Raw genomic sequence first — 15,301 nt, 5'->3', positions numbered from 1 at the left:
GCCCCGCATACCCGGTCGGCACCCGGGCTCACCTGTTGCGTTGACGCCGACGACAAGGTTTAGCGTGGCGTCCAGGGCGGGCGAGGGAGGTCGGATGCTGATCGGTGAGCTGGCGGAGCGGGCCGGCACGAGCACCCGCACCCCGCGGTACTACGAGACCCGGGGGCTGGTCCGACCACGCCGGTCGGCCAACGGCTACCGGATCTACGACGAGGCGGAGCTGCGCGTCGTGCACGAGATCCGGGCGCTGTTGGCGGTGGGCTTCGACCTCGACGACATCCGGCCGTTCGTGGCCTGCCTGCGGGCCGGCAACAGCTCCGGCGACGTCTGCCCGGACTCGGTCGCCGTGCTGCGACGCAAGCTCGCCGAGGTGGACGACTACCTCGACCGGCTCGGCACGGTACGGCGGCAGCTGCACGACCAGTTGGCCAGCGCGATCGCCCACCGGGAGAAGACATGCCTCAGGACACGGAACAGGCCCGACTGACCACGGTCACCGACGAGACGTTCGCCGCCACGGTGCTGGCCAGCACCCGGCCGGTGGTGGTCGACTTCTGGGCGGAGTGGTGCCCGCCCTGCCGGGCGGTCTCGAAGCACCTGGCGGAGCTGGCCGGGGAGTTCGGCGATGCGCTGCTCTTCGCCGCGCTCAACTCCGACGAGAATCCGGCCACCACCCGGGCGTACGGGGTGATGTCCATGCCGACCCTGCTGGTCTTCCGGCACGGCGAGGTGGTCGGCTCGATCGTCGGCGCCCGGCCGAAGAACCACCTCCGGCTGAGCTTCGCGCGCCACCTGGAGGGGTGAGCCGCCGTTTGCGGCCGGGTCGAGCGGGAAGGCGCAGGGGGACCGTAGATCGGCGCAGCCGCGCCCCCAACGGATCGCGAGGATCGTCATGGCCCAGCAGCAGGACAGGTCCCGGCAGCAGACCGCCGAGCGGGAACGGCAGGAAAGGGACGCCGAGCACGCCCGGAACTTCGGGGACGAAGCGGCCGAGGCCCGGACATCGGAGGACCCGCGGGCGGTGGCGCCCCGGGACGCGGCCGGCCGCCCGTCCAACGGCCGCCAGTTCTGACCGCACCGGCGCGTCCCCGCCCGCCCGGGCGGGGACGCGCCGCGTACCGGGCTCAGCTGGCGTTCTCCGGCAGGTGCAGCAGCGGCGCCCGGCCGGGCGGCTGCTCCGGCGGCGGACCGGACGCGTGGGCCGGCGGCACCGGCAGGGTGACCGGCTGCGCGCAGGTGACCCGGACCGGCTCGCCGTGGTGGCGCAGCTCCAGCACGGCGTCCGGCCCGCCGTGCCGCAGCGAGTACGTCGTCTGGTGCGGCCGGACGTCCACTCGCAGGTGCATCGACCGCCACTGGAGCGAGAACTCGAGTCGGCTGAGCCGGCTGGACAGCCGCGGTGAGAAGGAGAGCGTCCCGTCGTGGTCGCGCAGCCCGCCGAAACCGGCGACCAGGGCCATCCAGGCGCCGGCCAGCGAGGCCATGTGCACGCCGTCGCGAGTGTTCTCGCTCAGGTCGTGCAGGTCCATCAGGGCGGCCTCGCGCAGGTAGCGGTGGGCCAGCTCCGGATGACCCACCTCGGCCGCCATCACCGCCTGGGTGCAGGCCGACAGCGACGAGTCCCGCACGGTGCGGCGCTCGTAGTAGAGGAAGTTGCGCAGCTTCTGCTCGCCGGTGAAGGCGTCCCCCCGCCAGTGCATGGCGAGCACCAGGTCGGCCTGCTTGACCACCTGCTTGCGGTACAGGTCGAAGTACGGGTAGTGCAGCAGCAGCGGGTACTTTTCGGGCGGGGTGTGCTCGAAGTCCCACTCCTGCAACCGGGCGAAGCCCTCGACCTGCTCGTGCACGTCGAGGTCGTCGTCGTACGGGACGTGCATGGCGTGCGCGGCGTCCCGCCAGGCGGCCGCCTCCTCCTCACTCACCCCGAGGTCAGCCGCCTGGTCCCGGTAGTGCATCGCGCACTCGGCGGCGGTGAGCAGGTTCCGCTGCGCCATCAGGTTGGTGTAGATGTTGTCGTTCTTCACCGCGGTGTACTCGTCCGGGCCGGTCACCCCGTCGATGTGGAACTGGCCGTCGCGGTCGTGGTGACCCAGCGAGCGCCACAGCCGGGCGGTCTCCACCAGCAGCTCCAGGCCGATCTCCTGTTCCAGCACGTCGTCCCCGGTGACCAGGATGTACCGCCGCAGCGCGTCGGCGACGTCGGCGGCGATGTGGAACGCGGCCGTGCCCGCCGGCCAGTACGCCGACGACTCGGGGCCCTCGATGGTCCGCCACGGGAAGGCGGCGCCCTTCAGGTTCAGGGTCCGGGCCCGCTCGTGCGCCTGGGCCAGGGTGGAGTGCCGCCAGTACAGCGCGTCCCGGACCGCGCTCGGCTGGGTGTAGGTGAGCACCGGCAGGACGAACATCTCGGTGTCCCAGAACGCGTGCCCGTCGTAGCCCGGGCCGGTCAGCCCCTTCGCGGAGATCGGCCGCCGCTCGGTCCGGGCGCCGGCCTGGAGCACGTGGAACAGCCCGAAGCGGACGGCCTGCTGGACCTCCGGGTCGCCCTCCACCCGGACGTCGGCGGCGTCCCAGAACTCGTCGAGGTACTCCCGCTGCGCCCGGCGCAACCCGTCCCAGCCGTCCAGCCGGGCGGCGGCGAGGGCCGCGCCGACCTGGTCGCGCAGTGCCGGCAGGGAGCGCCGGCTGGACCAGCCGTACGTCAGGTACTTGACCACCCGCAGCGTCTCGCCGGGCTTGAGTACGCAGCCGACGGTGGTCCGGACCCAGTCCTCGTACCCCTCGGACTCGACGGTGGTCCGCTCCGGGCCCTGCACGTCGTGCTCCATGGCGGCGGCGACCCGCAGCCCGCTGACCTTGGTCCGGTGGACGAGCAGGCCGCCGTCGTCGGTGGTCAGCTCCTCCTCGGCCTGCAGCGGCGACTCCAGCACCGCGGCCACCCGCGGGTCGCGGCTCTGCGCCGGCAGTGTCTCGTTGGCGACCAGCTCGGACTGGAGGATCAGCCGGATCGGCCCGTCGACCGCCTCCACCTCGTAGTTGATCATGGCGGCCGACCGCTGGGTGAACGACACCAGCCGGGTGCTGCGGACCTTGACCTCCCGCCCGGCCGGCGAGCGCCAGTGCAGCTCCCGGTGCAGGGTGCCGGCGCGCAGGTCGAGGATCCGCTCGTGGAAGAGGAGTTCGCCGTACCGGACGTCGAGCGGCTCGTCGTCGACGAGCAGCCGGATCAGCTTGCCGTTGGTGACGTTGACGATGGTCTGGCCCGACTCGGGGAAGCCGAACCCGGCCTCCGCGTACGGCAGCGGGCGCAGCTCGTAGAAGGAGTTGAGGTAGGTGCCGGGCAGGCCGTGCGGCTCGCCCTCGTCGAGGTTGCCGCGCAGACCGACGTGCCCGTTGGAGAGGGCGAAGACCGACTCGGACTGGGCCAGCACGTCCATGTCGAGGCGGACCTCGCGGACGTGCCACGGTTCGACCGGATAGGCGCGTTCGCGGATCATGCCGCCGGCTCCTTCAGCAGATCGGCGAGGTCGGTGACCACCACGTCGGCGCCGTGGGCGCGCAGCTCCTCGGCCTGGCCGACCCGGTCGACGCCGATCACGTACCCGAAGCCGCCGGCCCGGCCGGCGGCCACCCCGGCCAGCGCGTCCTCGAAGACGGCGGCGTTCGCCGGGGCCACCCCGAGCAGTTCGGCGCCGGCCAGGAAGGTGTCCGGGTGCGGCTTGCCGCGCAGCCCCCGCTCCCGGGCGACCACCCCGTCGACCCCGGCCTCCAGCAGCCGGTCCAGACCGGCGGCGGCGACCACGGCCCGGCAGTTGGCGCTCGCCGAGACCACGGCCCGGCGCAGGCCGGCGGCGGCGGCCGCCTCCAGGTACGCCACCGAACCGGGGTAGACGTCGACGCCGTCGGTCTGGATCCGCTTGAGCAGGATGATGTTCTTGCGGTTGCCCACCCCGTTGACCGTGTCCGCCTCGGGCGGGTCGTCCGGCGTGCCCTCGGGGAGGGTGATCCCACGGGAGCCCAGGAAGGAGCGCACCCCGTCGGCGCGCGGCTTGCCGTCCACGTACCGGTTGTAGTCCGGTCCCGGGTCGAACGGGCGGTACGGCTCGCCGGTGGCCGTCGCGCGGTCCCGTAGGAGCGCGTTGAAGGTCTCGGTCCAGGCGGCGTTGTGCACCCTGGCGGTCTGCGTCAGCACACCGTCCAGATCGAAGAGACAGGCGGTCACATGAGCGGGTAGGCCCAGCACACGTCGAATCTATCCATCGGACGGGCCGGGCAAACCCGATTCGTCCGCCCGTCAGCGGTTCGGGCGCAGCGTCCAGACCACGGTAAGCACGGAGGTGACCGTCCCGTCCTCGGTGCCGATCTCGATCTCGACCGGGAACTCGGGCCGCTTGCCGGCGTCCAGCTCGGCGATCACCTCGGCCGGCGGGCGGCCGAGCCGGGCGGTGGCGAGCACCGGGCCCATGGCCACCTTCTTGTACGCGATCTCCGCCCGGACGGCCAGCGGCACCGCCCGGTCGAGCACCGGGCCGAACGCGGCGAGCACCACCGCGCCGGAGGCGGTCTCCCCGAGGGTGAACATCGCCCCGGCGTGCGGGCCGGCGACGTGGTTGTGGGTGGCCGGCGAGTCGGGGAGCCGGACGACGGCGCGGACCCCGCCCTCCGCCTCGGGCGCAACCTCGACGAATTCGATTCCGAGCGTGCGGGCGAACGGCACGGCCTCCAGCAGACCGGCCGCCACCTGGCGAGAGTCGATGGACATGCCCAGACGCTACTCGTCGGTAACTTCTCCGGCAAGGGCCGCCCGGCCGCGGGTCCCGCTCACCGCCAACCGATGTCGATCCGGTCGCCGCGCTCGTCGAAGAAGTGCAGCGCGTCCATCCGTACCTGCACGGCCAGCGGGTGACCCGCCGACACGGCCGGGTACGGGGCGAGCCGGACCGCCAGCTCGGCCGGGCGGCGGTGGTGCCGGCCCGGGTCGTTGAGCACGCTGGTCCGGTTGCCCCCGCCGCTCGGCGCGGAGACCGGCGCCTCGGCGGCCCGGCCGGTCAACCGCTGCATGACCTGGCCGAACCGGCGCAGGCCGCGCTGGCCGTTCTCGCCGGACTCCACCGGGCCGCCCATCTCGTCCACCATGATCGCGGTGGCGCCGATGTCGAGGAAGGCCAGCGACTCGTGCCCGTGGTGCTCCAGGTAGCGGATCCGGCCCTGGAGCACGTCGCCCGGGGTGTCCGGGGCGACCGGGGTGAGCGCCTCGGCCCGCATTCCCACCACGATCCGCTCGCCGTGGTAGTGCGCCACCACCCGGCTGCGGATGTCGTCCCAGGGCAGGTAGAGCGACTGCTCGCCGAGGTTCAGCGTCACGTACCGGTCGAGGTGGACGTAGACCGACGCCTCCAGCAGGTTCATCCGCGGGCTGCCCAGGAACGCGGCGACGTAGAGCGTGGCCGGGCGGCCGTACACCTGGGTGGGGGTGCCGACGTCCTGGAGCACGCCCTTGCGCATGATGGCGACCCGGTCGGCCATGGTCAGCGCCTCGGCCTGGTCGTGGGTGACGTAGATGGTGGTGACGCCCAGCTCCCGGGTGAGACCGGAGATCTCCGCCCGCAGCTCCGCGCGGAGCCCGCTGTCCAGGTTGGACAGCGGCTCGTCCATCAGGAACAGCCCCGGGCGGCGCACGATCGCCCGCCCCATCGCCACCCGCTGTCGCTGGCCGCCGGAGAGCTGGCTCGGCTTGCGGCCCAGCACGTCGCCGATGCCCAGCACGCTGGCCACGTCGGTGACCCGCTCGCCGCGGGGCGTCGGCTCCACCCCGGCCAGCCGCAGCGGGAACGCGATGTTGTCGCCCACCGTCATGTGCGGGTAGAGCGCGAAGTCCTGGAAGACCATGGCGATCTTCCGCTCCAGGGGTGGCAGGTCGTTGGCCAGCTCGCCGTCGAGCATCACCGCGCCGGTGGTCGGATCCTCCAGGCCGGCGACCATCCGCAGCACGGTGGACTTGCCGCAGCCGGACGGGCCGAGCAGCACCATGAACTCGCCGTCGTTGACGTCCAGATTGACGGTGTCGACCGCGACTGTCCCGTCCTGGAACACCTTGGTCACATCCTTGAGCGCGACGGTGGTCACCGTCTCCTCCCCCAGTTCGTCGGCCGAACCCGGGAATGACTGTGACCAGGATCATCGGATCAGCACATCGGGTGAACGTGCGATGTTCAGTTCGTGACATACCTATTACGGCGCATCGACCCCGCCGGATCGCTCCACGCCGCCGGCTGGGCGCCCAGGCCGGTCGTCGAGGAAGACCCGGCGGACCACCCGCTCGGCGGCGTGCCCGTCGTCCAGCGCGCAGAACCGGGCCCGGAACCGTTGCCGGGCCTGCTCGGCGGGCGTCGACCGGATGGCGTCGGAGCGGAACAGTTCGAGCAGTCCGGGGAAGTCCACGGCCACCGCGCCCGGCGGCTCCGCCAGCGGGTCGAAGTAGACACCCCGGGCCACCCGGTACGCCTCCCAGTCCGGGGCGTAGACGACGATCGGCCGGTCCAGGACGGCGTAGTCGAACATCGCCGACGAGTAGTCGGTGACCAGCACGTCGGCGACGAGGTAGAGGTCCTCCACCCGGTCGTGGGAGCTGACGTCGAGCAGCCCGCCCGCCGCCGGCCCCCGGGGCCGGCGGTCCCGGTCGTGGAAGTAGTGGCTGCGCATCAGCAGCCGGCCGGCCGGACCCAGCGCGTCGAGCAGCCGGTCCGGGTCGAACGGCGGCCGCCAGCCCGGCAGGTGCTCCCGGTGGGTCGGCGCGTAGAGCACGACCCGCTCGTCCGGGCCGATGCCCAGCTCCGCCCGGAGCTTGCGGATCTCCTCCGGGGTGGCCAGCGCCAGCCGGTCGTTGCGCGGGTAGCCGACCTCCAACGTGGTGTACGCGGCCGGGTACGCCCGCTCCCACATCTGCGTGGAGAAGCTGTTCGAGGTGACGCTGTAGTCCCAGCGGTCCACCCGGCGCAGCAGCTTCGCGAAGTTCATTCCCATCGCGCCGACCGGGTACCGCTGCTGGTCCAGCCCCATCACCTTCACCGGCGTGCCGTGATGGGTCTGCAGGTGCACCGAGCCGGGCCGCTTGCGGACGAAGTCCGGGAAGTTGACGTTGTTGACCAGCCAGCGGGCCCGGGCCAGCGCCCGGTAGTAGGCCGGGGTGCCGGCGACGACGTACTCCACCCCGGGCGGGAGCGTGTCGACCCGGTCCCGCCGGACGATCCACACCCCACGGACCTGGGGGGCGAGCGCGCGGGCCGCGGCGTACACGGCGGCCGGGTTGCAGGCGTACCCCCGGTACCAGTAGGCGGCGAAGAGGGCGAGGGTCGGGTCCAGCGGCCGGCGCAGCTCGGCCCGGTAGTACTCCCGCAGCGCCGCGTTTCGGGTCACCCGCGCGGTCCGCCGGGCCACCGGCAGCACCCGGCGGCGGACCCGCCGCACCGAGCGCCGGGCGGCGTCCCCGGCCTGGTTGGCCGCGCGCAGCGCGCTGAAGGTACGCCACCGGCCGGCCGCCACCAGCCGGTGCTTCAACCCCTCGACGCCGCCGGGGACCGGGTACCCGCCGGGCGGCCGGAACCGGTTGAAGTCGGCGTGGATCTGGGCGAAGAACGCCGGGCGCAGCTCCGGGGCGGTCCGCTCGCCGTTGCCGAGCACCGTCAGGTAGTGCCAGATCATCCGCTCGAAGACGGCGGGCCGCAGCTCCTCCACCGCCGGCCCCCACCGGTCCATCAGCCGGAACACCCGGTGCCACTGGGCGAAGACCTCGAAGTGCCGGTCACCCCGGGTCCGGGTGATCGCCCCGGTCCGCCGCTGCCGGTAGTTGAGACAGACCCGGTCCAGCACCCCGATCCGCTCGGCGGCCATCAGCGCCGGGTAGCTGAACGAGACGTCCTCGTACCAGCCCGGGGCGAATCGCAGCTCCCGGTCGACGAGGAACTGCCGGCGGACCACCCGGTTCCAGGCGGTGTGCAGCAGCCGCATGGTCTCCGGCCGGTCGCGCAGCCGGAACGTCGCCTCGCCGGGCGGCTCCGGGAAGACGTCGCGCATCGCGCTGCGGGTGCCGACGTTGTTCCAGTGCGCCCGGACGTGGTCGACGATCAGCGCGTCGGGTCGGGTGGCGAGGAGCCGGTCGGCGACGTGCGGCAGGCAGCCGGCGACCAGCCAGTCGTCGCCGTCGACGAACCAGACGTACTCGCCGACGGCCCGGTCCAGCCCTATGTTGCGGGCCGGACCGAGGCCGACGTTCTCGGCGAGGCGGACCGGGTGGACCCGGGGGTCGCGGGCCGCGTACTCGGCCAGGATCTCGCCGCTGTCGTCCGGGGAGGCGTCGTCGACCCCGATCACCTCCAGGTCGGCGTACGGCTGGTCGAGGATCGAGTCGAGGCATTCCCGCAGGTAGCCCTGCACCTTGAAGGCCGGTACGACGAAGCTGATCAGAGTCATCCCGGCCTGGCCCTCCGTCAGCCCGGCGAGCGGTCACCTCCGCCCACCGGGACCGGCGTCCGGCGGGCGCGGGCCGGCAGGACCACCCAGGCGAGGACCACACTCGCGACGAAAACCACGAGAAGGTACGTACCGAGTGTAGCCAGAGCGATACTCGCGATTCCGGCGATTGACGCGACAGCCAGCACCGCCGACCGGCCCTCCCAGCCCAGCGTGGCGGCGTGCAGCGGCGGGGCCGCCTGCCGCTTCTCCAGCCGGGCGGTCAGGTCGTAGTGGTGCAGGGTGAGCACGAAGACGTACCCGAAGATCAGCCAGGCCGGCGCGCGGCCGGCGACCCCGACGGCGATCGCGAAGAGGTACTCCCCGGCCCGCAGCGCGGCGGGCACCAGCCAGTCCAGCGGCCCGGCGTGCGCCGCCCGCGCCCCCTGCGCCCCGCTCAGCAGGACCACCAGCCCGATCGTCACCGCCCACCCGGGCAGCCGATGCCCGGCGTGGACCGTCACCAACGCCCACAGCAGCAGCGCCCCCGCGCCCGACGCGCCGAACACCGCCAGCGCCAGCGGCCCGCGCACCACCGGCATGGTCCGGGCCAGCGGGCCGTCGTCGCGGTGCAGGGTGGCGTCGACCGTGGTCAGCACCGGCACCCGCATCCAGCGGGCCCGCAGCGTCCGCAACGCCCCGGTGTACGCGAACGCCAACGTCCCCCAGACCAGCACCGCGCAGAGCGCCACCAGCGGACCGAAGAGCGCGGCGGCCAGCGCCATCAGCGCCCACCGCTCGCCGATCGGGAAGACCACCGTCCGCTTCAGCCAGTACGACACCGAGCCGGTGTCCGCCTGCACCTTCGTCGAGGCGGCGTTCAGCTTCCCGCCGATGCCGCCGGCGTCCTCGGCCGGGCGGGGCCGGCGGGCGGCCTCGTCGTGCAGCACGCCGTACCAGGTGTCGGTCATGTGCCGGACCGTCTGCAGGGTCATCGCGGCGATGGCGAGGGCCCAGCCGTAGCGGAAGCCGGCGTGCGTGGCGCCGTAGCCGAGACCGGCGTAGACCACGTACTCCTTGGCCCGGTCGGCCATGGTGTCCAGCCAGCCGCCCCAGGCGCTGAAGTGCCGGGTGTAGCGGGCCAACTGGCCGTCCACGCAGTCCAGCACGAAGCCCAGGTAGAGCAGGACCGCCCCGGCGACCAGCGCGGGCCGCCCGCCGACGCCGAAGAGCACCGCCGCCGCCACCGCGAAGGCCACCGAGATCATGGTGACCGCGGTCGGGCCCAGGCCGATCCGGGCCGCCGCCTTCGTCACGTACGGCGACCAGGTGCTGACGAAGAACGTGGTGAAGAAGTCGTCCCGCTCCTTCACCGACAGGCGCAGCTCGGCCTTGTCCTCGTCCACCGCGGCGACGGCCGCCTCGGCGGCGGCCCGGCCGGCCGGATCGACGACCCGGTGCGCGACGAGCAGGCGTACCCGGTGGGCGAAGGTCAGGGTGCCGCGGGCCGCGAGGTCGGCGAAGAGCCGGTCCACCGCAGGCCCGGCCGGCGCGCTCCCGGCCGCCGTCGCGGCCGACCGGGCGGCGTCGACCAGGGCCGGCAGGTCGCCGACGCCGACCCGCAGCGCGCCGCCGAAGATCCCGGTCGCGTCGGCCAGCTCGCCGGGGGCGCCCACCGCGACCACCTGGCCGCGCTCCTCCCGGACCGCGACCTGCCCGGGCGCGGGCGGGTCGGTGAGCACCAGCGCCACCGTCGGCCCGACCGGGCTGGTCGCCAGATGCTTGAGTACGGCGGTGTGCGCCACCAGGTCCGCGCCGCTGACCAGCACCGGGCCGGTGGCGGCGGCCACCAGCGCGGCCAGCTCGGACAGGTCGGCGACGACCCGCGCCTCGGTCACGCCGGCCCGCCGCCACTGCCCGGCCAGGCGCTCCCCGGCGTCGTCCGCCCCGCCCGCCGCCTCGGCGGCGAGCACGATCGCGAGCGTCACCGCGGTGCCGCGCTGGCGTAGGCGGCGAGCGCCTCGTCGATCGTCCCGTCGACGGTCAACCGGCCCGCGTCGAGGTAGAGCCCCCGACGACAGAACCGGGTGAGGTCCTTTTCGTTGTGTGACACCAGCACCAGCGTGCGCCCTTCCGCGAGAAGTCGCTCGATGGTCGCATAGCACCTGGCGCGGAACTCCGCGTCCCCGACCGCGGTCACCTCGTCCACCAGCAGGACGGGGTGCGGCAGGTGCGCGATCACCGCGAAGCCGAGCCGGACCTTCATCCCGGACGAGTAGTGCCGCACCGAGGTGTCGATCGAGCGCTCGACCTGCTCGCCGGCGAACGAGACGATCTCGTCGAAGTGCCGGCGCAGGTAGCCGGTGGAGAGCCCGTGCAGGCCGCCGACCAGATAGAGGTTCTCCCGGCCGGTCAGGTCGTTGGAGAATCCGGCGGAGAGTTCCAGCAGCGGCGCGACGTCCCCGTGGACCCGGATCCGGCCCTCGTCCGGGATCAGCACCCCGGCGATCAGCCGGAGCAGCGTGCTCTTCCCGGTGCCGTTGCGCCCCACCACGCCGACCGTCTCACCCGGCTCGATCCGGAACGACACGTCGCGCAGCGGCCAGAACTGGCCGGTGGCCGCGGTCCGCCCGCCCCGGTGGATGAGCAGCTCCCGCAGCCGGAGCTGGCGGCGCCGGTTGCGGACGAAGCGGATGCCGAGGCCCTCCGCCTCAATGATCGCCATTCACAGTTCCTTGAGCACGGCCGGTTCGAGCCGGCGGAACGACCACCAGCCGAACGTCAGCACCAGCAGGCTGCCCAGCACGGTGGTGGCGAGCAGCCGGGCGTCCGGGAACTCGTCCGGGTACCAGATCGCGTGGTGCAGCTGGAAGATGCCGACCAGCGGGTTCAGCTCGTAGGCCAGCTTCACCCAGGTGGGCATGCCGGAGTCCCGGACCAGGCTGAGCGGGTAGATGATCGGGGTGGCGTAGAAGAGCACCCGGATGATCAGCCGCATGAACCGCTCGATGTCCCGCATCAGCACGTTCCACGCCGACAGCAGCAGCGCGATCCCCACCAGCAGGACGAGCTGCACGGCCACGGCCAGCGGCAGGGCGAGCAGGGACCAGCCGGGGTGGATCTTCCCGTGCGCCGCGTAGACCGCGGCGATGCCGACGAGGATGGGCAGGCCGGCGGCGTACTCGGCGAAGCGGCCGGTGACCCGGCCGATCGGGAAGACCTGGCGGGGCACGTTCATGGTGGTGATCAGCCGGGCCTGACCGGTCAGCGCGTTCGTCGCCTCGTTCATCGCCGAACTGGCCCACATCCAGGCGAAGATGCCGGTGACCAGGAAGAGCGGGTACGACCCCGCCGCGTCGCCGAGGTGCCGGCGGGTGGCCCCGGAGTAGAGCACCCCGAACACGAACCAGTAGATCGCGCCCATGCCGAGCGGCTCGATCAGCGACCAGAGGTAGCCGAGGACCGACTGCTGGTACTTGACCGCGAGATCCCGCTTGACCAGGATCCGCAGCGAGTTACGGGCCGACCAGAGCGCCCCGACGCCTGACGTCACCGGCCCCTCCTCGCTTCCCGCCGCTCGTCGCCGACATCGGCGGGGTCGGCCCGGGTCACCCCGCCGGGCTCAGCACTCGATCACGTTGACCGCCAGGCCACCCCGTGCCGTCTCCTTGTACTTGACCTTCATGTCGGCGCCCGTCTCCCGCATGGTCTTGATGACCTTGTCCAGCGAGACGGCGTGCACCCCGTCGCCGCGCAGCGCCAGCCGGGCGGCCGTGATCGCCTTGATGCTAGCCACCGCGTTCCGTTCGATGCAGGGGATCTGTACCAGGCCCCCGACCGGGTCGCAGGTGAGCCCGAGGTTGTGCTCCATGCCGATCTCGGCCGCGTTCTCCACCTGCTCAGGGGTGCCGCCCAGCGCCTCGGCGAGCCCGGCGGCCGCCATCGAGCAGGCCGAACCGACCTCGCCCTGGCAGCCGACCTCGGCGCCGGAGATCGAGGCGTTCTCCTTGAACAGCACCCCGATCGCGCCGGCGGCCAGCAGAAAGCGGACCACGCCGTCGTCGGAGGCGTCCGGCACGAACCGGGTGTAGTAGTGCAGCACCGCCGGGATGATGCCGGCCGCGCCGTTGGTCGGCGCGGTGACCACCCGACCGCCGGCCGCGTTCTCCTCGTTCACCGCCAGGGCGAAGAGGGTGACCCAGTCCATCACCCGCAGCGGGTCGGTGGAGTCGGTCTCCGCCTCCAGGCTGCGGCGCAGCTCGGCCGCCCGGCGCCGCACCTTCAGCCCGCCCGGCAGGGTGCCGTCCCGCTCGCAGCCGCGCTCGACGCACTCGCGCATCACCCGCCAGATCTCCAGCAGCCCGGCCCGCACCTCCCCCTCGGTACGCCAGGACAGCTCGTTGGCGAGCATCACCTCGCTGATCGACAGGCCGGTGCCGGTGGTGACCGCCAGCAGCTCCGCGCCGGTGAGGAACGGGTACCGCACCCGGGTGGTGTCCGGGGTGATCCGGTCCGCCCCGGCCGCCGCCTCGTCGACCACGAACCCGCCGCCCACCGAGTAGTACGTCCGGCCGCGCAGCTCCGCGCCCGCCGCGTCGTACGCGACGAAGGTCATCCCGTTCGGGTGGTACGGCAGCGACCGGCGCCGGTGCAGCACCAGGTCCCGGTCCGGGTCGAAGTCGATCTCCTGGGCGCCGAGCAGGCTGAGCCGCCGCTCGGCGCGGATCCGGTCCACCCGCGGCCCGACCGTGTCGGTGTCGACCGTCTCCGGGGCCTCGCCCTCCAGCCCGAGCAGCACCGCCCGGTCGCTGCCGTGGCCGTGCCCGGTGGCGCCGAGGGAGCCGAAGAGCTCGGCCCGCACCCGCGCGGTGTCGGCGAGGAGCCCGTCCGCCTTGAGCCCGGACACGAACGTCCGGGCGGCTCGCATCGGCCCGACGGTGTGCGAGCTGGACGGCCCGATGCCGACGCTGAAGAGGTCGAAAACACTGATCATGGCTGCACTTTCCTCGCCGTCGTACCCCGTTGTGCGGAACACGGCCCGGTCGTGCCGACCCGGTCCGGGGCGGCTGGCGGGTGCCCGGGGTGTGGGCGCCCGACCGTCCAGCCTACCCGTCCAGCTCACCCCGTCCGCGCCGGCGCACTCCCGCACCCCACCCACCCTCCGCCCCCTCCCGTCTTTCCTCCGTCACCGCTTCGGCATCCGCCCTCCGGGCCCGACTCGCTGGCGGGACGCGCAGTGGCGGGTCGACGCGGACCCCCCGGGGGGTGACCGCTGTTCGGGATGGAAGGAGCCTTAGTGCGCATCGCTGTGTTAAGAGTGGCGTTGTGAAATTGAAGAAATGGGCGGCTTCCCTGGGTCTCGTGGTGCGGCCGGTAATGGAGTGAAGATCCTGACCCGGCTTTGTGCCCGCCTTTATCGTCGTCGGGCTGTGGCGTATTGGGTTTGCCTGGCGGTGGAGGGTGTTGCCGGGGGTGAGACGGCGTGAAGACGGTGCAGGCGTACCGGTTCGCGCTGGATGTGACGCCGTTGCAGGAGCGGGCGTTGCTGGCGCACGCCGGTGCGGCGCGGGTAGCGCCACAACTGGGCGCTCGCGCGCATCAAGGCCGTCATGGAACAGCGTGCCGCCGAGCGGAGCTACGGCTTGGCCGAGGCGGACCTGACGCCGATGGTGGGCTGGTCGCTGCCCGCGCTGCGCAAGGCGTGGAACGTGGCGAAAAGCGACGTGGCGCCGTGGTGGGCGGAGTGTTCGAAGGAGGCGTTCAACACCGGCCTCGACGCGTTGGCTCGGGGGTTGAAGAACTGGTCGGACTCGCGGACGGGTAAGCGGGCCGGGCGGCGGGTCGGGTTTCCCCGGTTCAAGTCCCGCCGTCGGAGTGCGCCGAGCGTCCGGTTCACCACTGGGGCGATTCGGGTCGAGGCGGACCGGAAGCATGTGGTGTTGCCGCGGTTGGGTCGGCTGAAGACCCACGAGTCGACCCGCAAACTCGCCCGCCGCTTGGAGGCCGGGACGGCCCGGATCCTGTCCGCGACGGTGCGCCGCGACGGTGGGCAGTGGCATGTCGCGTTCTGCGTCGAGGTCGATCGCGCCGAACGGGCCCCGATGTGTCCGGAGGCCGTGATCGGCGTGGACGTGGGGCTGAAGCACCTCGCGGTGCTGTCCACCGGCAAGCTCGAGCCCAACCCCCGCCACCTCGAGGGCGCGGCCCGGCGGATGCGCCGCCTCGCCCGGCGCATGTCCCGCCGGGTCGGTCCCGACCGGCGTACCCGGCAGCGGCCCTCAAATCGGTGGGAACGCGCCCGCCGGCAGGTCGTCCGGGCGCACGCGCGGGTGGCGAACCTGCGGCGCGACGGCCTCCACAAGCTCACCACCCGCCTCGCCCGCGAGTACGGCACGCTCGTGGTCGAAGACCTGAACGTGGCCGGGATGCTGCGCAACCGCCGCCTGGCCCGACACATCGCCGACGCCGGGTTCGCCGAACTACGCCGGCAGTTGGCGTACAAGACTGGATGGAACGGTGGCCAGCTCTTGGTGGCCGACCGCTGGTATCCGTCCTCGAAGACCTGCTCGGGCTGCGGCGCGGTGAAAGCCAAGCTGGCCCTGTCCGAGCGCACCTACACCTGCACCACCTGCGGCATGACCCTCGACCGGGACCTGAACGCCGCACGCAACCTCGCCGCGCTTGCGTTTGAGGTTGACACCGCCGGGAGTGGCCCGGTGACAGGACGTGGAGCCGACTGTAAGACCCGCCCCTGCGGGCTGGTGGCTGTGAAGCGTCAACCCGGCACCGCCTCGGCGGGTAGGACCGGGACCGTCCCGCCGCAAGGCAGGACTGCATGAGCGCTCACAAGCAC

General features: G+C 72.8%; 13 protein-coding genes. 4 read left to right on the top strand and 9 right to left on the bottom strand.

Features of this window, described 5'->3' with window-relative positions; genetic code table 11:
• The first annotated feature begins 94 nt into the window (after positions 1–94).
• The 3 genes from EV384_RS06705 (at position 95) to EV384_RS06695 (ending at position 1,072) form a co-directional block, all read left to right on the top strand.
• Positions 95–487 (top strand): MerR family transcriptional regulator, encoded by a 393-nt coding sequence (locus EV384_RS06705; RefSeq protein ID WP_130331115.1) that lies wholly within the window; start codon positions 95–97, stop codon positions 485–487.
• Positions 457–804 (top strand): thioredoxin family protein, encoded by a 348-nt coding sequence (locus tag EV384_RS06700; RefSeq protein WP_130331113.1) that lies wholly within the window; start codon positions 457–459, stop codon positions 802–804. The genes EV384_RS06705 and EV384_RS06700 overlap by 31 nt, the downstream gene beginning before the upstream one ends.
• 88 nt (positions 805–892) lie before the next feature.
• Positions 893–1,072, top strand: a complete 180-nt coding sequence (locus EV384_RS06695; RefSeq protein WP_130331111.1) for a hypothetical protein — start codon at positions 893–895, stop codon at positions 1,070–1,072.
• Between the two features lie 52 nt (positions 1,073–1,124).
• Here EV384_RS06695 and EV384_RS06690 read toward each other — a convergent pair whose 3' ends face one another.
• The 9 genes from EV384_RS06690 to EV384_RS06650 form a co-directional block, all read right to left on the bottom strand.
• Positions 1,125–3,497, bottom strand: coding sequence for a glycoside hydrolase family 65 protein (locus tag EV384_RS06690; protein WP_130331109.1), 2,373 nt, complete (start codon positions 3,495–3,497; stop codon positions 1,125–1,127).
• Entirely contained in the window at positions 3,494–4,243 is a 750-nt protein-coding gene (locus EV384_RS06685) for a beta-phosphoglucomutase family hydrolase (protein ID WP_130331107.1), read from the bottom strand. Before EV384_RS06685 ends, EV384_RS06690 begins: the two co-directional genes overlap by 4 nt.
• Before the next feature lie 51 nt (positions 4,244–4,294).
• Entirely contained in the window at positions 4,295–4,762 is a 468-nt protein-coding gene (locus EV384_RS06680) for a DUF4442 domain-containing protein (RefSeq protein WP_130331105.1), read from the bottom strand.
• Positions 4,763–4,821: 59 nt separating this feature from the next.
• Complete coding sequence (locus tag EV384_RS06675) at positions 4,822–6,126, bottom strand: ABC transporter ATP-binding protein (protein WP_130331103.1); 1,305 nt, start codon at positions 6,124–6,126, stop codon at positions 4,822–4,824.
• Between the two features lie 105 nt (positions 6,127–6,231).
• Entirely contained in the window at positions 6,232–8,469 is a 2,238-nt protein-coding gene (locus tag EV384_RS06670) for a bifunctional glycosyltransferase/CDP-glycerol:glycerophosphate glycerophosphotransferase (RefSeq protein WP_130331101.1), read from the bottom strand.
• A 17-nt stretch (positions 8,470–8,486) separates the two neighbouring features.
• The gene (locus EV384_RS06665; protein WP_130331099.1) at positions 8,487–10,436 is read right to left on the bottom strand and encodes a DUF5941 domain-containing protein; all 1,950 of its coding nucleotides are present in this window, start codon (positions 10,434–10,436) and stop codon (positions 8,487–8,489) included.
• Positions 10,433–11,173, bottom strand: coding sequence for an ABC transporter ATP-binding protein (locus EV384_RS06660; RefSeq protein ID WP_130331097.1), 741 nt, complete (start codon positions 11,171–11,173; stop codon positions 10,433–10,435). Before EV384_RS06660 ends, EV384_RS06665 begins: the two co-directional genes overlap by 4 nt.
• Entirely contained in the window at positions 11,174–12,001 is an 828-nt protein-coding gene (locus EV384_RS06655; RefSeq protein WP_130331095.1) for an ABC transporter permease, read from the bottom strand. It abuts the gene before it with no gap.
• Between the two features lie 69 nt (positions 12,002–12,070).
• The gene (locus tag EV384_RS06650; protein ID WP_130331093.1) at positions 12,071–13,441 is read right to left on the bottom strand and encodes an L-serine ammonia-lyase; all 1,371 of its coding nucleotides are present in this window, start codon (positions 13,439–13,441) and stop codon (positions 12,071–12,073) included.
• A gap of 616 nt (positions 13,442–14,057) precedes the next feature.
• On the opposite strand from EV384_RS06650, the gene tnpB reads away from it, so the two are divergent.
• Positions 14,058–15,287 (top strand): IS607 family element RNA-guided endonuclease TnpB, encoded by a 1,230-nt coding sequence (gene tnpB / locus EV384_RS06645; RefSeq protein WP_207232248.1) that lies wholly within the window; start codon positions 14,058–14,060, stop codon positions 15,285–15,287.
• The last annotated feature ends 14 nt before the right edge of the window (positions 15,288–15,301 follow it).

The organism is Micromonospora kangleipakensis, from assembly GCF_004217615.1.
Taxonomy (GTDB): domain Bacteria; phylum Actinomycetota; class Actinomycetes; order Mycobacteriales; family Micromonosporaceae; genus Micromonospora; species Micromonospora kangleipakensis.
Note: the sequence above shows the minus strand (reverse complement) of the source record. Positions and strands in the feature narration are given on the sequence as shown.